Annotated in this window: 17 protein-coding genes and 2 tRNA genes; 3 read left to right on the top strand and 16 right to left on the bottom strand. The window is 44.7% G+C overall.

Going from position 1 to position 20,441, the window contains the following annotated elements; all coding sequences use genetic code 11:
• Positions 1 to 103: 103 nt before the first annotated feature.
• From pnp to rlmE, 14 genes are all read right to left on the bottom strand, one after another.
• Positions 104 to 2,239: a polyribonucleotide nucleotidyltransferase gene (gene pnp / locus NL643_RS02360; protein ID WP_005394655.1), complete on the bottom strand. Its 2,136-nt coding sequence runs from the start codon at positions 2,237 to 2,239 to the stop codon at positions 104 to 106.
• 291 nt (positions 2,240 to 2,530) lie between these two features.
• Positions 2,531 to 2,800 carry a 30S ribosomal protein S15 gene (rpsO, locus tag NL643_RS02355; protein ID WP_005380094.1) on the bottom strand — a complete coding sequence of 90 codons (270 nt, stop codon included), beginning with the start codon at positions 2,798 to 2,800 and terminating at the stop codon, positions 2,531 to 2,533.
• A gap of 141 nt (positions 2,801 to 2,941) precedes the next feature.
• On the bottom strand, positions 2,942 to 3,895 hold the full coding sequence (truB, locus tag NL643_RS02350) for a tRNA pseudouridine(55) synthase TruB (protein WP_253643846.1): 954 nt from the start codon (positions 3,893 to 3,895) through the stop codon (positions 2,942 to 2,944).
• Positions 3,895 to 4,290, bottom strand: a complete 396-nt coding sequence (rbfA, locus tag NL643_RS02345) for a 30S ribosome-binding factor RbfA (protein ID WP_005394657.1) — start codon at positions 4,288 to 4,290, stop codon at positions 3,895 to 3,897. Before rbfA ends, truB begins: the two co-directional genes overlap by 1 nt.
• A gap of 114 nt (positions 4,291 to 4,404) precedes the next feature.
• The gene (infB, locus tag NL643_RS02340; protein WP_012841448.1) at positions 4,405 to 7,113 is read right to left on the bottom strand and encodes a translation initiation factor IF-2; all 2,709 of its coding nucleotides are present in this window, start codon (positions 7,111 to 7,113) and stop codon (positions 4,405 to 4,407) included.
• A 22-nt stretch (positions 7,114 to 7,135) separates the two neighbouring features.
• Positions 7,136 to 8,623 (bottom strand): transcription termination factor NusA, encoded by a 1,488-nt coding sequence (gene nusA / locus NL643_RS02335; RefSeq protein ID WP_005380084.1) that lies wholly within the window; start codon positions 8,621 to 8,623, stop codon positions 7,136 to 7,138.
• Between the two features lie 36 nt (positions 8,624 to 8,659).
• Entirely contained in the window at positions 8,660 to 9,115 is a 456-nt protein-coding gene (gene rimP, locus NL643_RS02330; protein ID WP_005394659.1) for a ribosome maturation factor RimP, read from the bottom strand.
• A gap of 225 nt (positions 9,116 to 9,340) precedes the next feature.
• A tRNA-Met gene (locus tag NL643_RS02325) sits at positions 9,341 to 9,417 on the bottom strand.
• Between the two features lie 56 nt (positions 9,418 to 9,473).
• Positions 9,474 to 9,557: transfer RNA gene (locus NL643_RS02320), tRNA-Leu, on the bottom strand.
• Between the two features lie 16 nt (positions 9,558 to 9,573).
• A complete protein-coding gene (gene secG / locus NL643_RS02315) occupies positions 9,574 to 9,912 on the bottom strand; it encodes a preprotein translocase subunit SecG (RefSeq protein WP_005380080.1) in 339 nt (112 codons plus the stop codon).
• Between the two features lie 221 nt (positions 9,913 to 10,133).
• Positions 10,134 to 11,474: a phosphoglucosamine mutase gene (gene glmM, locus NL643_RS02310; protein ID WP_005394663.1), complete on the bottom strand. Its 1,341-nt coding sequence runs from the start codon at positions 11,472 to 11,474 to the stop codon at positions 10,134 to 10,136.
• Positions 11,475 to 11,493: 19 nt separating this feature from the next.
• Positions 11,494 to 12,324 carry a dihydropteroate synthase gene (gene folP, locus NL643_RS02305; RefSeq protein WP_031780413.1) on the bottom strand — a complete coding sequence of 277 codons (831 nt, stop codon included), beginning with the start codon at positions 12,322 to 12,324 and terminating at the stop codon, positions 11,494 to 11,496.
• A gap of 52 nt (positions 12,325 to 12,376) precedes the next feature.
• Complete coding sequence (ftsH, locus tag NL643_RS02300) at positions 12,377 to 14,350, bottom strand: ATP-dependent zinc metalloprotease FtsH (RefSeq protein ID WP_253643845.1); 1,974 nt, start codon at positions 14,348 to 14,350, stop codon at positions 12,377 to 12,379.
• Positions 14,351 to 14,458: 108 nt separating this feature from the next.
• Positions 14,459 to 15,088 carry a 23S rRNA (uridine(2552)-2'-O)-methyltransferase RlmE gene (gene rlmE, locus NL643_RS02295; RefSeq protein WP_005388985.1) on the bottom strand — a complete coding sequence of 210 codons (630 nt, stop codon included), beginning with the start codon at positions 15,086 to 15,088 and terminating at the stop codon, positions 14,459 to 14,461.
• A gap of 138 nt (positions 15,089 to 15,226) precedes the next feature.
• Here rlmE and yhbY point away from each other — a divergent pair, with 138 nt between their 5' ends.
• A complete protein-coding gene (gene yhbY, locus NL643_RS02290; protein ID WP_005380066.1) occupies positions 15,227 to 15,523 on the top strand; it encodes a ribosome assembly RNA-binding protein YhbY in 297 nt (98 codons plus the stop codon).
• Between the two features lie 83 nt (positions 15,524 to 15,606).
• Here the strand turns inward: yhbY and greA are convergent, their stop codons facing one another.
• The gene (gene greA, locus NL643_RS02285; RefSeq protein ID WP_005380065.1) at positions 15,607 to 16,080 is read right to left on the bottom strand and encodes a transcription elongation factor GreA; all 474 of its coding nucleotides are present in this window, start codon (positions 16,078 to 16,080) and stop codon (positions 15,607 to 15,609) included.
• Positions 16,081 to 16,625: 545 nt separating this feature from the next.
• On the opposite strand from greA, the gene NL643_RS02280 reads away from it, so the two are divergent.
• Positions 16,626 to 17,636: a porin gene (locus NL643_RS02280; RefSeq protein WP_012841444.1), complete on the top strand. Its 1,011-nt coding sequence runs from the start codon at positions 16,626 to 16,628 to the stop codon at positions 17,634 to 17,636.
• Between the two features lie 186 nt (positions 17,637 to 17,822).
• Entirely contained in the window at positions 17,823 to 19,244 is a 1,422-nt protein-coding gene (dacB, locus tag NL643_RS02275; protein WP_253643844.1) for a serine-type D-Ala-D-Ala carboxypeptidase, read from the top strand.
• Here the strand turns inward: dacB and NL643_RS02270 are convergent.
• A complete protein-coding gene (locus tag NL643_RS02270) occupies positions 19,223 to 20,068 on the bottom strand; it encodes a magnesium transporter (protein ID WP_253643843.1) in 846 nt (281 codons plus the stop codon). The genes dacB and NL643_RS02270 overlap by 22 nt on opposite strands.
• Positions 20,069 to 20,441: the final 373 nt, after the last annotated feature.

The following is a 20,441-nucleotide window of genomic DNA, read 5'->3' as shown; positions in this document are numbered from 1 at the left end:
AATGCGTCGAAATAAACCAAAAAAAGGGGAGCGAAAATGCTCCCCTTTTATAACATGCTTTCAGGCCCTTAATCTAATAAAAGGCTGAAAGTCTCATTTTGTCTTACTCGTCTTTCGCAGCTGGTGCTTCAGCAGCAGCTTCTTCAGCTGGCTTTTCTACCGCTTCTTTCATGCTTAGACGTACACGGCCTTGGCGGTCGATTTCAAGAACTTTAACTTGAACTTCTTGGCCTTCAGCTAGGTAGTCAGACACTTTCTCAACACGTTTTTCGGCGATTTGAGAAATGTGTACGAGACCATCTTTGCCTGGAAGAACCGTTACGAATGCACCGAAGTCAGCTAGACGTGCAACTTTACCCGTGTAGATACGGCCAACTTCAACTTCAGCAGTGATCTCTTCGATACGGCGGATAGCTTCTTTCGCAGCAGTGCCTTCAGTTGCAGCAATCTTGATAGTACCGTCGTCTTCGATTTCAATAGTTGTACCAGTCTCTTCAGTTAGAGCACGGATAACTGCACCACCTTTACCGATAACGTCTTTGATCTTCTCTGCGCTGATCTTCATCGTGTGAATACGAGGAGCAAATTCAGAGATGTCTTCACGGGCACCAGAGATTGCTTCATCCATTACAGATAGGATGTGCTTACGTGCGCCTTGAGCTTGGTTAAGCGCAATTTGCATGATTTCTTTAGTGATGCCTTCGATCTTGATGTCCATTTGAAGAGCAGTGATACCAGTGTTAGTACCTGCTACTTTAAAGTCCATATCACCTAGATGGTCTTCGTCACCAAGGATGTCAGAAAGAACAACGAAGTCGTCGCCTTCTTTAACAAGGCCCATTGCGATACCCGCAACAGAAGACTTGATTGGCACACCTGCGTCCATAAGCGCAAGAGACGTACCACATACAGAAGCCATTGAAGATGAACCGTTAGATTCAGTGATTTCCGATACAACACGTACTGTGTATGGGAACTCATCTACTGATGGCATTACTGCTGCGATACCACGTTTAGCCAGTTTACCGTGGCCGATTTCACGACGCTTAGGAGAACCTACAAAACCAGTCTCACCTACACAGTATGGAGGGAAGTTGTAGTGCAGTAGGAAGTGATCTTTACGCTCGCCTGTTAGCTCATCAATGATTTGAGCATCACGCTGAGTACCTAGAGTTGCCGTCACGATAGCCTGAGTTTCACCACGAGTGAATAGTGCGCTACCGTGTGTGCGAGGAAGAACACCAGTGCGTACATCTAGTGCACGAACCATGTCTTTTTCACGGCCATCAATACGAGGATTACCCGCGATGATGCTACGACGTACGACTGTTTTCTCTAGATCATGGAAGATAGTGTGAATTTCTTTTGTATCCGCTTCAGGATCTTCAGCAAGAAGAACTTCATTTACTTCCGCAGCGATCTCATTGATACGGTCGTAACGAGCCATCTTCTCAGTGATTTTGTAAGCCTCAACAAGCTTCGCTTCTGCTAGCTCAGCAATCTTATCTTTAAGTGCTGTGTTTTCTTCAGGAGCAACCCAATCCCAAGCAGGAGTTGCTACTTCTGCTTTGAATTCGTTGATAGCTTTGATAGCAACTTGTTGTTGATCATGACCGTAAACAACCGCTGCTAGCATTTCTTCTTCAGTTAGGTTGTCCGCTTCTGATTCAACCATCAGTACGGCTGATTCTGTACCAGCAACAACAAGATCAAGCTTAGAAGTTTCTAGTTCAGTTTGGCTAGGGTTAAGTACAAGCTGACCATCGATATGACCAACACGCGCCGCACCGATAGGGCCGTTGAATGGAATGCCAGAGATAGCAAGAGCAGCAGAAGTACCGATCATTGTAACGATATCTGGCTGAACATCTGGGTTTACAGACATTACTGTCGCGATAACCTGAACTTCGTTTTTAAACGCGTCTGGGAATAGCGGACGGATTGGACGGTCGATTAGACGAGCTGTTAGCGTTTCGCCTTCAGAAGGACGACCTTCACGCTTGAAGAAACCGCCTGGGATTTTACCCGCAGCGTAAGTACGCTCTTGGTAGTTAACCGTTAGTGGGAAGAAGTCTTGACCTGCAACGGCTTCTTTTTTACCTACAACAGATACGAATACAGACGTATCATCCATTGTGACCATAACTGCTGCTGTAGCTTGACGTGCAATAACGCCAGTTTCTAAAGTAACTGTGTGGTTACCGTACTGGAACGTTTTAACAACTGGTTTTTCGAACATTGTTATTCCTTGTTTCTAATCTTCCTTTAGTGCTTAAAGAAATCTTAGATGTGTTAATTGACACTCAAGACATTACGAATCGCGACTAGTAAAAAGAAACTCGGAAATTCCTTTTGAATAGTCGCGACCTTTTGGTCGACGTGGTTGACTGTAATGCTATGAGCTTTGAGAAAACCTCTTACGAGGTTTAGCCGCCAGTATTATAACGGCATAAGTCTAATTTGGCTAAATTTAGGCAACAAAAAAGGGGCATAAAGCCCCTTTTTAGACAAACTGCTATGCAGTCGCTGATTAGCGACGTAGGCCTAGACGTTTGATTAGGTCTTGGTAGCGAGCTAGGTTTTTACCTTTTAGGTAATCTAGAAGCTTACGACGACGAGAAACCATGCGTAGAAGACCACGACGGCTGTGGTGATCGCCTTTGTGCGCTTTGAAGTGACCTTGTAGGTGGTTGATAGAAGCTGTAAGTAGAGCTACTTGAACTTCTGGTGAACCAGTGTCGCCTTCGCCTTGTGCGTATTCTGCAACGATTGCTGCTTTAGTTTCTGCATTCAGAGACATAATTCTCTCCTAATAAGAGTAGGTTTAAAGTTGTAGCAGCCAATCTCTGATTCAGCCGCTACGCGAAGCGCGGATTATAGGGAAATTTCCTATCTCGTGCAATATAAAAATACCGACACTCAGGTCGGTATTTTCAATCATTTACTTGGATGCGACGTCATCTCGAAACACAACCAATCGCTTAGGAGCGATTTTGCCATCTTCGTTCATTTCGCCAACGCCAATAAACAAACGCTCTTCACCCATGGTAAGGCGAAGTGAGCCTTCGGTAGGCGCACCAAATACTTGAACAGGTTGCCCATGCTGAACCATATCCGCCAGTTCAGGCACTAAGTTGACTTCTGGTAAGTCTTCTACCGCTGTATCCATTGGTAACAGCAATGGGTCCAGTAGTTCTCGAGGAGCGCGTTCTTCACGGTGTGCTTGCTCTAGTAACTCATTCAGTTGCTCAAGTGTCACCATCTTCTCGTAAGGGTATTTCGCAACACCAGTGCGTCGAAGCATAGTTACGTGCGCACCACAACCTAACATTTCGCCTAGGTCATCCACGATGGTACGAATGTAGGTGCCTTTTGAGCAATGAACTTCCATCTCGACTTCATCGCCTTCAAAACGGTGAAGAACAATCTCGTATACCGTGATCTTACGAGATTCACGCGGAACTTCGATGCCTTTGCGAGCGTATTCATACAAGGGTTTCCCTTGATATTTCAACGCTGAAAACATGGAAGGTACTTGATCAGATTCGCCACGGAACTTCTCAATGCACGCTTCTAGCTTGTCTAACGTAACATCGATTGGACGTGTCTCTACGACTTCACCATCCGAGTCAGACGTGTTGGTACGTTCACCAAGCTTTGCGATCACACGGTAGCGTTTATCAGAATCTAGAAGAAACTGAGAAAACTTCGTCGCTTCACCCAAGCAAATTGGCAGCATGCCTGTCGCTAATGGGTCCAAGGCACCAGTGTGGCCTGCTTTCTCAGCAAAGTAGATTCGCTTTACTTTTTGCAGTGCATCATTGGAAGAGATACCTGTTGGTTTATCCAACAGTATAAAGCCATTAATTGGACGACCTTTACGACGACGAGCCATTATTCTTCGTCCTCACGACCAGAATCTTTTTGCTTTTTCTTGTCTGAGCTTACCACTTCAGACACTAGGTTAGACATACGCATACCTTCAACAAGCGTATTGTCATAATGGAAGCGGATTTCTGGCGTTAGACGTAGGCGAATGCGCTTACCTAACATCATGCGAATGTGCACTTCGTGCTCGCGTAGTGCAGCTAGACATGATTCTGGTGTTTGCTCACCCACACATAGGAAGGTTACAAATACTTTTGCGTAAGCAAGGTCACGAGAAACTTCTACGTCTGAGATCGTTACCATGCCAAGGCGTGAGTCACGAACTTCACGTTGAAGGATCATCGCTAGTTCTTTTTGCAGCTGCTGTGCAACGCGCTGCGTGCGGCTAAATTCTTTTGACATATCTTTACTCTTATATAGAAAGAATGGGGGGTTGGTCAAAGCCAGCCCCCCATGGTGTATTCAACAACCAATTACTACTTATCTTTCAAAGACAATATTAGTAATTTTAGTCAATTAGTCTAGAGTACGTTTAATTTCAACGATTTCGAAGACTTCGATTTGGTCACCAACGCGAACATCATTGTAGTTCTTAACGCCGATACCACATTCGTAGCCATTCTTAACTTCTTGAACGTCATCTTTGAAACGACGTAGTGACTCTAGTTCACCTTCGTAAATAACAACGTTATCACGTAGTACACGGATTGGGTTGTTACGCTTGATCACACCTTCTGTAACCATACAACCTGCGATAGCGCCCAGTTTCGGTGACTTAAACACGTCACGAACTTCAGCAAGACCAATGATCTCTTGCTTGAATTCTGGAGCAAGCATACCGCCCATTGCTTGTTTCACTTCGTCAATCAATTGGTAAATGATTGAGTAGTAACGTAAGTCAACAGCTGCGGCTTCTACAGCACGGCGAGCAGAAGCATCTGCACGAACGTTAAAGCCAAGGATGATTGCGTTTGAAGCTTCGGCTAGTACTACGTCAGTTTCCGTAATACCACCAACACCAGAACCAACGATGTTCACTTTAACTTCGTCAGTAGATAGCTTAACTAGTGAGTCTGCGATTGCTTCTACAGAACCTTGAACGTCTGCTTTAAGTACAACGTTAAGTTCAGCAACTTCACCAGCAGTCATGTTAGAGAACATGTTCTCTAGTTTAGATTTCTGCTGACGAGCAAGTTTCACTTCACGGAACTTACCAGCACGGTAGTTAGCTACTTCACGCGCTTTACGCTCGTCACGAACTACTGTTGCTTCATCACCTGAAGATGGTACACCTGAAAGACCTAGGATCTCTACAGGGATAGATGGGCCAGCCGAAGTAATTTCTTTACCTAGCTCATCACGCATTGCACGAACACGGCCGTATTCTTGACCACAAAGAACGATGTCGCCTTTGTTTAGTGTACCTGATTGAACAAGTACTGTTGCAACTGGACCACGACCTTTATCTAGGCGAGATTCAACAACAACACCAGATGCCATGCCTTCAGCTACAGCTGTAAGTTCAAGAACTTCAGACTGAAGAAGGATTGCTTCTAGAAGACCATCGATGTTTGTGCCCTGTTTAGCAGAGATGTGAACGAACATGTTCTCACCGCCCCACTCTTCAGGAATAACGTCGTATTGAGCAAGCTCGTTCTTAACGTTATCTGGGTTCGCGTCTTCTTTATCGATCTTGTTCACAGCAACAATTAGAGGAACGCCTGCCGCTTTCGCGTGCTGAATCGCTTCTACTGTTTGTGGCATTACGCCATCGTCTGCTGCAACTACAAGAACAACGATATCTGTCGCTTGAGCACCACGAGCACGCATTGCAGTAAACGCTGCGTGTCCAGGAGTATCAAGGAACGTGATCATGCCATTGTCTGTTTCAACGTGGTACGCACCAATGTGCTGAGTAATACCACCCGCTTCGCCAGAAGCAACGTGTGTGCGACGGATGTAGTCAAGTGTTGACGTTTTACCGTGGTCAACGTGACCCATGATAGTAACAACTGGAGCACGTGGAACTGCTTCCGCGTTAGTGTCACGGTCAGATAGTACCGCTTCTTCCAGTTCGTTCTCTTTACGAAGAACTACTTTATGGCCCATTTCTTCAGCAACAAGTTGTGCTGTTTCTTGGTCGATCACTTGGTTGATAGTCGCCATAGCGCCCATCTTCATCATTACTTTGATAACTTCTGTCGCTTTAACCGACATCTTGTTAGCAAGTTCTGATAGAACGATCGTTTCGCCAATTACAACGTCTTGCTTAGCAACCGTTGCTGACTTATCAAAGCCATGCTGCATTGAAGTCGGTTTAGCAAGTTTGCCTTTACGACCTCTACCGCCACGTTGGTTGTTACGGCCACCGCGAGCTTGGTCGTCTTTACCTGAAGCTTTTTTCTTCTTACGACGACCGCTCTCTACTTTGCGATCTGCTTCATCTTCGGCTTCACGTGCGTATTGTGAAGTCGTTACATGGTAATCTGTATCTTCCATATCACCCTTTTTCTCTTCTGCAGCAGACCAACGCTCTTTATTCTTTTCAGCCAATTCGCGAGCTTCTTCAAGCTTGCGCTGACTTTCCTCTTCAGCCTTACGCTTAGCTTCTTCTTCCTGACGACGTTTAAGCTCGTCGGCCTCTTTTCGCGCTGCTTCTTGCTTAATTTTCTCTTCAGCATCACGCTTTGCTTTTTCTTCAGCATTGCGTTGTGCATTCGTATCTACGTCTCGCTTCGCTTTTTCTTCAGCTTCACGTTTCGCTTTTTCTTCCGCTTCACGTTTTGCAGCTTCTTCAGCTTCACGTTTTGCAGCTTCTTCAGCTTCACGTTTTGCAGCTTCTTCTGCTGCACGTTTTGCTGCTTCTTCTGCTTCACGTTGTGCTGCTTCTTCAGCTTCACGTTTCGCTTCATCTTCAATTGTGCTGCGCTTCACGTATGTACGTTTTTTGCGCACCTCAACCTGAACATTCTTACTCTTACCACCACCCGCGTTCACACTAAGTGTACTACGAGTTTTACGCTGAAGCGTAAGGCGAGTCGGCTCTGAATCACCTGATTTATCACCGTGTTCTTTCTTTAGATGAGAGAGAAGCTTCTGCTTCTCTTCATCAGTAACATTGTCAGAGCTCGCCTTTTTAATGCCAGCGTCAGCAAGTTGTTCAATCAAGCGGTCGACTGGCGTACCAATCTCATCACTCAGTGCTTTAACTGTTAATTGTGTCATGCCGCTTCCTCCTTGCCGAAAATTATGCTTCTTCGCCGAACCAACAGATGTTACGTGCGGCCATAATTAGCTCACCTGCACGTTCTTCGGTCAGGCCTTCGATACCTTCTAAATCGTCAATACCTTGGTCAGCAAGATCTTCCAGTGTCGCTACACCTTTCGCTGCCAATTTAAATGCCATCTCACGCTCAAGACCTTCAAGTGCAAGCAGATCTTCAGCTGGTTCTAGACCTTCAAAAGACTCTTCTTGTGCTAGTGCTATCGTCGTTAGTGCATCTTTTGCACGTCCACGAAGCTCTTCGATTAGTTCTTCATTCAAACCATCGATTTCTAGTAGCTCGTTAACTGGCACGTATGCGATTTCTTCTAGCGTTGAGAAACCTTCTTCAACAAGAAGTTGAGCGAAGTCTTCTTCAATATCTAGGTACTTCATGAAGTTTTCAATAGATGCTTGTGATTCTTCAGCGTGTTTCTTCTGAAGATCAGCAACTGTCATAACATTCAGTTCCCAACCTGTTAGTTGAGATGCTAGACGCACGTTTTGACCGTTACGACCGATAGCTTGCGCTAGGTTGTCAGCTTCAACTGCGATGTCCATTGAGTGTGCATCCTCATCAACGATGATAGAAGCAACATCAGCTGGCGCCATTGCGTTGATAACGAATTGAGCTGGGTTATCATCCCAAAGCACAATATCGATACGCTCACCACCAAGTTCGCCAGAAACAGCTTGTACACGTGCACCACGCATACCAACACACGCACCTACAGGGTCGATACGTTTGTCATTTGTTTTGACAGCGATCTTAGCGCGAGAACCAGGATCACGTGCCGCGCCTTTCAACTCGATAATATCTTCAGCGATTTCAGGCACTTCAACACGGAATAGTTCTGCCAGCATTTCAGGCTTAGAACGAGTGATGAACAGTTGGAAACCACGTGCTTCTGGCGCGACTTTGTAAAGAAGGCCACGTACGCGGTCGCCTGGACGGAAGTTTTCACGAGGAAGTTGGTCATCACGTAGGATTACCGCTTCAGCGTTGTTACCAAGGTCAAGTACGATTGTGTCGCGGTTTACTTTTTTCACAACGCCAGTGATTAGATCACCTTCATTGTCGATGAACTGCTCAACGATTTGTGCACGTTCAGCTTCACGAACTTTTTGTACGATAACTTGCTTAGCCGTTTGAGTCGTAATACGGTCAAACGTTACTGATTCGATTTCGTCTTCTACGTAGTCGCCAAGCTCGATTGAGTCATCTTCGTACTGTGCTGCTTCTAGTGAGATCTCTTTTGTAGGGTTCTCAACATCATCAACAACTAACCAACGACGGTAAGTCACAAACTCACCAGTTTTACGGTCAATGGCAACACGTACGTCGATTTCGATTTCGTATTTTTTCTTTGTAGAAGTTGCTAGAGCAATCTCAAGAGCCTCAAAGATACGCTCACGAGGTACCGCTTTTTCGTTCGATACCGCTTCTGCTACCGCTAAAATTTCTTTACTCATTGTATTTAGCCTCTAAGCTTAAACTTTTTTAGGGAACTAAAATTTAGGGATCAGGTTAGCTTTGGAAATGTTACTTAGAGCAAACTCTTCTTGCTGACCGTCTACAGTAATTGTCACTGTTTCGCCATCAACGCCGTGGATAATACCTTTCCACTTACGACGGTTTGCTACAGCCATTTTCAATACGATGCTGACCTCGTGACCAATAAATTGCTCGTAATGTGCTGCTTTAAAAAGTGGTCTTTCTAAACCTGGAGAAGACACTTCTAGGCTGTAAGCAACAGAAATTGGATCTTCAACGTCTAAAACCGCACTAACTTGGTGGCTAACTTCTGCACAGTCGTCCACGTTAATACCATTTTCATGGTCAATGTAGATGCGTAACGTTGAGTGCGCGCCTGCACGAATGAATTCTAATCCAACCAACTCATAGCCTGATGCCTCTACTGGTGCTTCAAGCATTTCAGTAAGTTGTCTTTCTAAACCAGTCATTTAACCACTCCAGAAACAAAAAAAGGGCTCAGAGCCCAATCAAAAAACCAAGCAGTCTCTGAGCTATTTCAAAAAGCTCAGATAACAAAAAACCCCGATAGTCGGGGTTTTATGCTGCTGGACCCTGATACGTTAAGAATAGCCAACAAATGCTTCTCTTAACTCGTAGTGTGGTTAGCACTACGCAAACTTGCCAATCTACGATTTCTTCTTAAAGAAAGAGATTGGTTGCGGGGGCCGGATTTGAACCGACGACCTTCGGGTTATGAGCCCGACGAGCTACCAAGCTGCTCCACCCCGCGTCCGACTTGCTGAGCATTATACTCGCAAACAAGTGATTTACAAGTTTGTAAATACATGGTGCCGAGAGAGGGACTCGAACCCTCACACCTAAGGCACTAGCACCTCATGCTAGCGTGTCTACCAATTTCACCATCTCGGCATCAAAACCTTACAGCTTATTGAGGAATTTCATCACCCGCAGGGGCTGGAACTTCACTCGCTGCATCCTTAACTTGTTCAACAACTGGTTGACCTAATGTTGGGTCTACCCATTGTGATTCAGTCTGGTGCGTAGACATACGACCAAGCAACAAGCTAACGATAAAGAATACGGTTGCTAAAATAGCAGTTGTTCGGGTTAAGAAATTACCTGAGCCGCCAGCACCAAACACTGTGTTTGAAGCACCAGCACCGAACGAGGCTCCCATATCTGCGCCTTTACCTTGTTGAATCAACACAAGGCCAATCACACCAAGCGCTGCCAACAGGTAAATCACAAGTAGAACTGAAAACATTTTTTCCACCTATGTTCCAAATTGTTGAGCCAGCGCCGTTCAAGAGAATAAATCATAATTGAACAAGGCTAGCGACCTCCTAACGGGAGGCGGAGCAATACTAGCGAAAGCCGGTAACGCTGACAAGGGAAAATTAGTAAAAAATCAATGCCAATGCGCTAAGCGCTCAAAAAAAGGGCAAAAGATGCCCTTTTCATTCACTGCATACTTTAACGCAATGATTAACAACTTGCTTTTACAGCTTCGGCAATTTTCAATGCAGAGCTTTGAACTAGCTCGCCATCCTCACCTTCCACCATAACGCGAATCAAAGGCTCTGTGCCAGATTTACGCAGCAATACACGTCCTTTATCACCCAGCGTAGCTTCTACTTCGGCGACGGCGTTTAGTACTGCTTGAGCTTCAAGAGGATTACTTTCCCCTGCAAAGCGGACATTTTCTAGAACCTGAGGATACAACGTCATGCCTTGCGATAGCTCATGCAAAGACATATCGCTGCCAACTACAGAAGCCAGCACTTGCAGTGCTGCAACAATCGCATCGCCCGTGGTGACTTTATCTAATAAGATCACATGGCCTGAGTTTTCAGCACCAATTTTCCAGCCTTTTTCTAGCAGTTGTTCCATGACATAACGGTCACCAACAGCGGCACGTACGAATGGAATGCCGAGCTGCTTTAAGCCATTTTCCATGCCCAAGTTAGTCATCAACGTACCAACGACACCACCCTTTAGCTCGCCACGACGAAGAGCATCACGAGCAATAATGTAAGCGATTTGGTCGCCATCGACTTTGTTGCCAAGGTGGTCGACCATAATGATACGGTCACCATCACCATCAAATGCTAAACCAAGGTGTGCTTGCTCTTCAACGACACGCTTTTGAAGCGCACGAACATCTGTTGCGCCCACTTCTTCATTAATGTTGATGCCGTTAGGCTCTACGCCCATTGCAATAACTTCTGCGCCAAGCTCTTTGAAGACATTTGGAGCAATGTGGTACGTTGCACCGTGCGCACAATCTACCACAATTTTAAAGTTTGCAAGACTCAATTCAGATGGGAAAGTACTCTTACAGAATTCGATGTAACGGCCTGCAGCGTCATTTAGACGAGTGGCTTTACCAAGTTCTGCAGACTCAACACATTCAATGTCTTTATCCAGCTCAGCTTCAATCGCCAACTCGATATCGTCAGGTAACTTAGTACCTTCAGAAGAAAAGAATTTAATGCCGTTGTCGTAATATGGGTTATGCGATGCAGAAATCACAATCCCCGCCTCTGCGCGGAAAGTTTGAGTTAAATATGCCACTGCTGGGGTTGGCATTGGACCAGTAAATGTTGCTTTAAGTCCCGCTGCAGCAAGGCCTGCTTCTAATGCAGATTCAAGCATATAACCGGAGATACGCGTATCTTTACCTATAATAACTTTCTTTGTGCCTTGTTTTGCTAGTACACGACCAGCAGCCCAGCCAAGCTTAAGTACGAAGTCCGGAGTGATTGGGTATTGTCCTACTTTACCGCGCACACCGTCAGTACCAAAGTAACGTCTTTTATTCGACATAAACTTTCCTTTATTATTTTTAAATATTGTTTTTCGTCATCTCAACAACTTTCATTGCTTCGATTGTCTCTTCAAAGTCATGCACACGAATGATCTGCGCGCCTTTCATTGCTGCAATCGTAGCGCAAACGACACTCGCATTTGTACATTCAGCCGCAGGCTTATCCAACAATTTAAAAATCATTGATTTACGAGACATGCCAGCCAAAATTGGCAGGCCGAATTCATGAAACTTTTCAAGATGAGCGAGCATATGATAATTGTGTTCTATCGTTTTGCCAAAGCCAAATCCAGGATCGAGAATCAGTTGAGATTTATCAATCCCTGCTGCTTCACATGCCGCGATACGTTCTTCTAGAAAGGCAGATACGTCGCTCATCACATCATCATAATGAGGTGCAACTTGCATGGTTCTAGGTTGACCTTTCATATGCATCAGACAAATTGGAAGCTTTGCTTCTGCTGCGACTTCGAGAGCACCAGGTTCTTGCAAAGATCGAATGTCATTGATCAAATCTGCACCAGCATCAATAGCTTGACGCATAACTTCCGCTTTACTGGTATCGACCGAAATCCACACATCGTACTTTTCACGAATGGCCTTGATTACTGGGACAACACGTCGAAGTTCTTCTTCTAAAGACACATCTGGCGCGCCAGGCCTTGTCGACTCCCCACCAACATCAACAATGCTTACACCAGCCTTTATCATTTTATCAACTTGAGCAAGGGCGAGTTCAATCGAGTTGTATTTACCACCATCGGAAAAGGAATCCGGAGTCACATTTAGAATGGCCATAACATGTGGACGGGAAAGATCTAAAGATTTGTTATTTGCTGTAATCATCATCATAAACACAAAAACCCCGAGATAACTCGGGGTTTATTATTATCAACACTCTTTATTCAGAGTCTTTCTTTTCAGGCGCTTCGCTAGAAGTCGCTTCTGGAGAGCTAGACTTTTCTGCATCTTTCGCAGCGTCCGTTGCTTCTTCTTTAACTTCTGGCTTTGCTTGAGGCTTCTCGTTGTCTTCAGGCTTGCTAGTTGAGTTATCACTCCAGCCCGCAGGCTCACGAATTTCAGCTTTGCGCTCCATTAAGTCATCAATCTGGCGAGCATCAATGGTTTCATACTTCATCAGCGCATCTTTCATCGCATGCATGATATCCATGTTCTCTTGAAGAATCTTCTTCGCACGATCGTAGTTGCGGTCAATGATCTGACGAACTTCATCATCAATCAACTTCGCTGTATCGTCAGACACATGTTTAGTCTGAGTCACGCTACGACCAAGGAACACCTCACCTTCATCTTCTGCATACAGTAGAGGACCAAGCTTTTCCGAGAAACCCCATTGAGTCACCATCTTACGAGCAATATCAGTTGCACGTTCAATATCGTTTGACGCGCCTGTTGAGACTTTATCAGCACCGTAGATGAGTTCTTCCGCTAGACGACCACCATACAAGCTAGAGATCATAGACTCTAGATGCTGGCGAGACATGCTGACACGGTCTTGCTCCGGTAGGTACATAGTCACACCCAACGCGCGACCGCGTGGAATGATCGACACTTTGTACACTGGATCGTGCTCAGGTACTAAACGACCAACAATTGCGTGACCTGCTTCGTGATAAGCCGTTGACTCTTTTGTCTCTTCAGACATCACCATTGAACGGCGCTCGGCACCCATCATGATTTTGTCTTTCGCTAATTCGAATTCAACCATAGAAACGTTACGCTTGTTACCACGCGCAGCAAATAGCGCCGCTTCGTTGACTAGGTTTGCTAAATCAGCACCAGAGAAGCCTGGTGTACCACGAGCGATTAGAGAAGGCTCTACGTCACCTGCTAGAGGGACTTTACGCATGTGTACTTTTAGAATCTGCTCACGACCACGTACATCTGGCAATCCAACCACTACTTGGCGGTCAAAACGACCAGGACGTAACAATGCTGGGTCAAGAACGTCTGGACGGTTAGTCGCAGCGATTACGATGATACCTTCGTTACCTTCGAAACCATCCATTTCTACTAGCATTTGGTTTAGTGTTTGCTCACGTTCATCGTGACCACCACCAACACCAGCACCACGCTGACGACCTACCGCATCGATTTCATCGATGAAGATAATACAAGGTGCCGCTTTCTTAGCTTGTTCGAACATGTCACGTACACGAGATGCACCGACACCCACGAACATTTCTACGAAATCTGAACCCGAGATGGTAAAAAACGGTACTTTCGCTTCACCAGCAATGGCTTTCGCTAAAAGCGTTTTACCAGTACCAGGAGGACCTACCATTAACACACCAGTAGGAATCTTACCGCCCAGTTTTTGGAAGCGGCTTGGATCACGCAAGTAGTCCACCAGCTCTTTCACGTCTTCTTTTGCTTCGTCACAACCTGCAACGTCAGCAAAAGTTGTCTTGATTTGTTCTTCGCTCATCATTCGAGCTTTGCTCTTACCAAAAGACATGGCGCCTTTACCGCCGCCGCCTTGCATTTGACGCATGAAGAAAATCCATACACCAATCAGTAAGATCATTGGGAACCAAGAAATGAAAATAGTACCAAGCAAGCTTTGCTCTTCTGGAGGCGTGCCCTGTACTTTCACGTTTTGGTTAATTAGGTCATCTAGAAGCTTTTGGTCATACACTGGCATGTAAGTGACCATTTTGGCACCGCCGCCACGACGAACAAAGCTAATTTCACCGTCTTTAAAAGTTGCTTCTTGAATCTGGCCTTGGCCAACTTCCTGTACAAACGTGGTGTAATCCACGGTTCTGCCATTGCTTTCTCCAGGGCCAAAGCTCTGGAATACCGACATCAATACGACGGCGATAACAAGCCACAGAATTAAATTTTTTGCCATGTCACTCAAGGTGTAAGCCTCTCGATAACTAATTGTAATTAAAGGTAGGGTACTACAGTTCATTCACTGTAGCTATAGTGTTAACACGCTCTCAAGAGAGCAAAATGGTTAACCTTTGTAACCAGTGGCTACAACAAAGACTTCTCGAGAGCGAGCTCGCGATGAGTCTGGTTTTCTAATTTTTACGGCTTTAAACATGTCTCGGACTTCTTTCACATACTGATCGAAGCCTTCCCCCTGGAAAACCTTTACGACAAAGCTACCATTAGGCGCTAGAACTTGTCGACACATATCTAAAGCCAATTCAACTAAATACATAGCACGAGGTTGGTCAACAGAGTTATTTCCCGCAATATTAGGTGCCATGTCAGACATTACTACGTCTACCATTGAAGGTTGGATTCTTTCTAGCAAAGCTTCCAATACTGCATCATCGCGAAAGTCGCCTTGTAAAAAGCTGACACCTGCAATCGGGTCCATAGGAAGCAAATCACACGCAATGATCTGACCACTGTCTCCTACTATCTTAGCAGCATATTGAGACCACCCGCCCGGTGCCGCACCCAAATCGACGACTGTCATCCCAGGCTTTAACAATTTATCTTTCGTTTGAATCTCATCGATCTTGAAATAAGCACGTGAGCGATAGCCTTTTTTACGAGCCTCATTCGCGTATTTATCATCAAAGTGTTCTTTCAACCAACGACCAGAACTAGCCGAATGTTTTTGTTTACTCATTTTAATCCCAACAAGGCGCAAATTGGAGCTATTGTTTTAATAGGCGCTACCTATTACTCAATAAATTATAGTCTTCAGCAATAGATGGCGTTAAAATAGCTTTTTTCAACCCTTATTTTAAAGAAAATTGGCCGCGTAATGAACCTAAGCACCAAACAAAAGCAGCACCTTAAAGGCCTAGCTCACAGTTTAAAACCTGTCGTGCTAATGGGCGCAAATGGACTTACAGAAGCCGTGCTAGCAGAAATTGAAATCGCTCTTAACCATCACGAACTAATCAAAGTAAAAGTTGCTTCAGAAGATCGTGAAACAAAACAGCTAATCATCGACGCTATCGTACGTGAGACGGGCGCAGAAAAAGTTCAGACTATTGGTAAAGTGCTTGTGCTGTACCGCCAGTCTGAAGAGCGTAAAATCGAAATCCCTCGTAAGTAATTCTACTTACGTTGCTGAAGAAAAAAGGTCGCCATTGGCGACCTTTTTGCGTTTTATTGGAGTAACAGACTACTCTCAACGACTTAGATGTACTCTACTCGGTCGATTTCGAAGTCTTTCGCGCCACCCGGAGTTTGAATAGCAACCTCATCGCCTTCCATCTTACCGATCAAGCCACGAGCAATTGGTGAGCTTACTGAAATACGGCCAGCTTTAATGTCTGCTTCGTCATCACCAACAATTTGGTATGTTTTTTCTTCTTCGGTGTCGATGTCAATCAAGGTTACGGTTGAACCAAAAATAACTTTACCCGTGTTCTCCATCTTCGTTACATCAATTACTTGAGCAACTGACAGTTTGTATTCAATGTCACGGATTTGTGCTTCACAGATACCCTGCTCTTCTCGAGCGGCGTGATATTCTGCGTTCTCTTTTAAATCACCTAACTCACGAGCTTCAGCGATTGCCTCTGAAATTTGAGGACGTAGTTTAAGTAGACGATCGAGTTCTGCACGTAGCTTTTGCTCGCCACGTAGTGTCATTGGAACTTTTTCCATTTTATAACCTCAAGCCCAAATGGGTCTTTGGACAAAAAAAAGCCCACCCTGCCATAGGGCTGGGTAGTGCGCTTAAAGATGTATTTCATTTAGTGTAAACAAACTCCCGGACGAAATCATCTTAATTCGAAAGGCTGTAAGACTATGCATTTTCGGCATAATGATATAAGTCACTTTTAGAACGATTCTAGAGTGCATCACTGTCGCAATTTGTTGAAAAACAACACTGTTCGTTACACCAAAAACATCAAAAAAGATAAAAACTAATCAATGTCAGACGAATGTTATAGCCACAAAATATCATTTAAAACAATAGGTTAAATCAAAAACCAAAACAATCGAACAGTGTTCATCGATACGATTTATATCATTTTACTAACTCATACGGAAACTTTAGCAGTAAAACATGTCCAGCGAGTTGTTAGATCAAAGGCTTACAAGGGCGAATTATACCGCTTACTGGCCGATTATAGACCAACAACTTGTGAGAGATTACCTCTCCCCCATACAACAATGATTATGGACAGCTAACTAGGACAAATAAGATGAAAAAGACTCTAATTGCTCTTTCTGTATCTGCAGCAGCTATGGCAACTGGCGTAAACGCAGCTGAACTTTACAACCAAGACGGCACTTCTCTAGAAATGGGCGGCCGTGCTGAAGCACGTCTATCTATGAAAGATGGCGACGCTCAAGACAAATCTCGCATCCGTCTAAACTTCCTTGGTAAACAAGAGATCAATGACAACCTATACGGTGTTGGTTTCTGGGAAGGTGAATTTGAGACTGCTCAAAACGGTACTGTAGACGGCGACGACAAGAGCGATCTAGAAACTCGTCTTGCTTACGCTGGTCTTGGCGGTGCTTACGGTGAGTTCGCATACGGTAAAACTGAAGGTGCACTAGGCGTTATCACTGACTTCACAGATATCATGGCTTACCACGGTAACTCTGCAGCAGACAAACTAGCTGTAGCAGACCGTACAGACAACATGATGGCTTACAAAGGTCAATTCGAAAACCTAAGTGTTAAAGCAAGCTACCGCTTCGCTGACCGTGTAGAACAAAACGGTGAATACTCTGATAACAAACAAGACGGCTACTCTCTATCAGCTATCTACGCTGTAGCAGACACTGGTCTTGAGCTTGGTGCTGGTTACGCAGACCAATACGATGCAAACGAGTACATGCTAGCTGCATCTTACACAATGTCTGATCTTTACTTCGCTGGTATCTTCACAGATGGCGAAAAAATGACTGACACATTCAACAACACTGTTGATTACACTGGTTACGAACTAGCGGGTGCTTACACGCTAGGTCAAACAGTATTCACAACAACGTACAACAATGCAGAAACTGACAACGAAACTTCTGCAAACAACTTCGCTGTTGATGCTTCTTACTACTTCAAACCTAACTTCCGCGGTTACGTTTCTTACAACTTCAACCTAATTGACGCTGGCGATAAGTTCGGCTCAACTAGCGGTAAGACAGTTGCGAACAAGATCGATGCTGAAGACGAGCTAGCTCTAGGTCTACGTTACGACTTCTAATTCCGGTCTTTGATTAGAATATCGAATGCCCGCTTCAAGCGGGCATTTTTTATACTCCATTTTAAGCCGCACGCCTTTCTCTCATGTCTCATTCCTGATGACATATAAAGCATTTCTTTAGTTACCTAGCATATTGAAAGGACTTGCGTATACTCAATCACATAACTCACCTTAGAAAGTATCATTATGCGTTTACGTTGGCCCTTGCTCATATTCTCTTCATTACTTTCTGCTTTTTCACAAGCGTACCCTCATCAAGAAGTGTTGCCGGAAGGCTCTCGCATCAGTTTAGTCGCGGAAAAACTCAGTGAGAATGCTGAACTTGACGGTGTTCATCCTACCGAACAATTATTCCCACCAGCCAGTACATTAAAAATCGTCACAGCATTAGCGGCGAAGTTAGAGCTGGGTGATAACTTCCGCTTTCGAACCAAGCTAGAAGCGTCGAGCTCAGACGCAGTGATTTACTTTGTCGGCGATCCAACGCTCCAAACCAACGATTTAAAATCACTTCTTGCCCTAGCCAAGAAAAATGGTTTAAAACGTATTGACGGTGACTTATGGCTCGATAACAGCGCATTCACTGGTTACAACCGTGCAGTGGGCTGGCCGTGGGATATCTTGGGAGTTTGCTACAGCGCTCCGGCATCGACCATCACACTCAATAACAACTGTGTGCAGGCTTCTATCTATACGCAAAAGGACGGTGGGACTCGAGTCTACGTACCTGATCATCAACCTATTCGTGTCACAAGTACCGTAGAAACAGTTTCTAAAACCATTAAGAAAAGTCGTCATTGTGACTTAGGTTTAGTTGCAAATCCCGATAACAACTACAAGCTAACAGGGTGCTTGGTTGAAAGAGACAAACCATTGCCACTGAAATTTGCGGTTCAAGATCCCGAACTTTATACCAGCCATAGATTGGCAGCTTTGCTTAAGCAGCTCAATATTGAGTTATCAGGAAAGATTCGGATCGGTTCGGCTCCGGAAAAACAGCGCAAGCTAATCGCCATGCATCAATCAGAGGCATTACCAGACATTCTGGAAGAGATGCTTAAAAACTCTGATAACTTGATTGCAGATACATTAACCAAAACACTTGGCGCTAAGTTTTTTGTTCAGTCAGGTAGCTTTGCCAACGGTACAGAGGCGATCAAGCAGATCATTTTCGCCAACACTGGTATTGATATTCGTAATGCGCGCCTGGAAGACGGCTCAGGACTTTCGCGAAACAACCGTATTTCCGCCACCAAAATGGCGGAAATTCTTCGTTATATTTGGAAGCACGAAGACGAGCTTAAACTGATCGCCATCATGCCGAAGTCAGGTGAGTCAGGCACACTAAAGTACCGACAAAGTATGCGAAAGTTGCCTATTAAAGGACAATTGATCGCCAAAAGCGGCTCCCTCTACGGAACTTACAACATGGCCGGATATGGCTTGGATAAAAATGGTCAACCTAATACCGTTTTTGTTCAGTTTGTTTCAGACTACTTCCCAGAAAAAAGGGACGATAACAAACCTGTCATCGCCCCTATTACACATTTTGAGCAGCTTTTTTACAATGATATTGTGAACTTTAGTCAGGCAATACCTAAGAAATAGTTCACCACGTTAAAGTAAATCCACATTCCTGAAATATCGACGATAGACGCAAGAACTGGACTCACCAATACGGCTGGGTCCAACTTGCAAGCTCGTGCAATAATTGGCAACAGCCCGCCCAATGTTGTAGAAATGGTGACTTGAATGAACAGCGCAACTGCTATTGCCAGTGCGATATCGGTAAGTTCAAAGCCCCCTGTTGATTGACCGGCACTAAATAACATAATGCGTCCAATCATCACGATAGCGATAGCTAACGCAATAAATAGAGCAACGCGGCTCTCTTTCCACAAAACTTCTAACCATTGGCGTTTTTTTAGCTCTCCAGTTGCAAGAGCACGAATCACCAAAGTTGCAGCTTGTGTTCCTGTATTACCACCAGCCGCAGCGATCACAGGCATGTACACCGCAAGCAAAACGAGCTGGCTAAGGGTGTCCTCATACTGAGCAATGATCAAACCCGACACAATCCCTAAAAGGGCCAGTGCAATGATCCACCCAATACGCTGCTTCACGTGCCCCAAAACACTAGTCGATAAATAACCATCAGGTGTATCAACTTCAGACATATGCAAACCCAATTGGTGAGCATAATGACGTGCGCGTTTGTCATGGCCTGCTTGCTCAAGTTGAGCAATAAGACTATTCACATAACCGACAGAGCAATGCTGCAAAATACCTACCGCCTCATCAATCGACATGATCGTAAGCAAATGGATTTGTTGCTCTTGCTCATACTGCAAAAATGCATTGCGAGCTGCACCAATTTCTACTTCAGAAAAGTTTGGTGTTGTTTCAATAAAAGTGTTGTTCATTACCGTCATGGCGAATCTCCCGATTGGCATTGGTAACGACCATCGACAAGGCACGCAAAGTCAATCTTGCATACTTAAAGTCACACAACAATTAAGATGCACAGAGAAAACCAATGCGGATGCACTGTCTATTCAGAATGTATGAAGGAAATAACGAGAAGAAAATTAGAAAAGATGCCTCACCACTTAGGTAAGGCGGAGATTGCCAATACCGAAGCGGGTTATTTCGCTCCCTTGCTCTTACTCACCCAACGACTGGGAGGATGGTCGGTATTGTTCATGTAAATCTCCGATAACGCTGCCATTATTGGCAGCGTGAGTATAGTAGCAAAGTTCAACATGTTTGGAAGTTTTACTTTGTCTTTTTCGCTAAATTTTTATA

The sequence above is a fragment of the Vibrio sp. Y42_MX_L11 genome (genome assembly GCF_024181785.1).
GTDB classification, from domain to species: domain Bacteria; phylum Pseudomonadota; class Gammaproteobacteria; order Enterobacterales; family Vibrionaceae; genus Vibrio; species Vibrio diabolicus.
The sequence above is the reverse complement of the archived record's forward strand: the minus strand, read 5'-3'. Positions and strand labels throughout refer to the sequence as shown.

Bases quoted from the DNA above. Each gene is read 5' to 3' on its own strand.
- pnp (WP_005394655.1), bottom strand. From the start codon at position 2,239: ATGTTCGAAAAACCAGTTGTTAAAACGTTCCAGTACGGTAACCACACA.
- rpsO (WP_005380094.1), bottom strand. From the start codon at position 2,800: ATGTCTCTGAATGCAGAAACTAAAGCAGCAATCGTTGCAGAATACGCA.
- truB (WP_253643846.1), bottom strand. From the start codon at position 3,895: ATGGCTCGTCGTCGTAAAGGTCGTCCAATTAATGGCTTTATACTGTTG.
- rbfA (WP_005394657.1), bottom strand. From the start codon at position 4,290: ATGTCAAAAGAATTTAGCCGCACGCAGCGCGTTGCACAGCAGCTGCAA.
- infB (WP_012841448.1), bottom strand. From the start codon at position 7,113: ATGACACAATTAACAGTTAAAGCACTGAGTGATGAGATTGGTACGCCA.
- nusA (WP_005380084.1), bottom strand. From the start codon at position 8,623: ATGAGTAAAGAAATTTTAGCGGTAGCAGAAGCGGTATCGAACGAAAAA.
- rimP (WP_005394659.1), bottom strand. From the start codon at position 9,115: ATGACTGGTTTAGAAAGACAACTTACTGAAATGCTTGAAGCACCAGTA.
- secG (WP_005380080.1), bottom strand. From the start codon at position 9,912: ATGTTTTCAGTTCTACTTGTGATTTACCTGTTGGCAGCGCTTGGTGTG.
- glmM (WP_005394663.1), bottom strand. From the start codon at position 11,474: ATGTCGAATAAAAGACGTTACTTTGGTACTGACGGTGTGCGCGGTAAA.
- folP (WP_031780413.1), bottom strand. From the start codon at position 12,324: ATGATGATTACAGCAAATAACAAATCTTTAGATCTTTCCCGTCCACAT.
- ftsH (WP_253643845.1), bottom strand. From the start codon at position 14,350: ATGGCAAAAAATTTAATTCTGTGGCTTGTTATCGCCGTCGTATTGATG.
- rlmE (WP_005388985.1), bottom strand. From the start codon at position 15,088: ATGAGTAAACAAAAACATTCGGCTAGTTCTGGTCGTTGGTTGAAAGAA.
- yhbY (WP_005380066.1), top strand. From the start codon at position 15,227: ATGAACCTAAGCACCAAACAAAAGCAGCACCTTAAAGGCCTAGCTCAC.
- greA (WP_005380065.1), bottom strand. From the start codon at position 16,080: ATGGAAAAAGTTCCAATGACACTACGTGGCGAGCAAAAGCTACGTGCA.
- NL643_RS02280 (WP_012841444.1), top strand. From the start codon at position 16,626: ATGAAAAAGACTCTAATTGCTCTTTCTGTATCTGCAGCAGCTATGGCA.
- dacB (WP_253643844.1), top strand. From the start codon at position 17,823: ATGCGTTTACGTTGGCCCTTGCTCATATTCTCTTCATTACTTTCTGCT.
- NL643_RS02270 (WP_253643843.1), bottom strand. From the start codon at position 20,068: ATGACGGTAATGAACAACACTTTTATTGAAACAACACCAAACTTTTCT.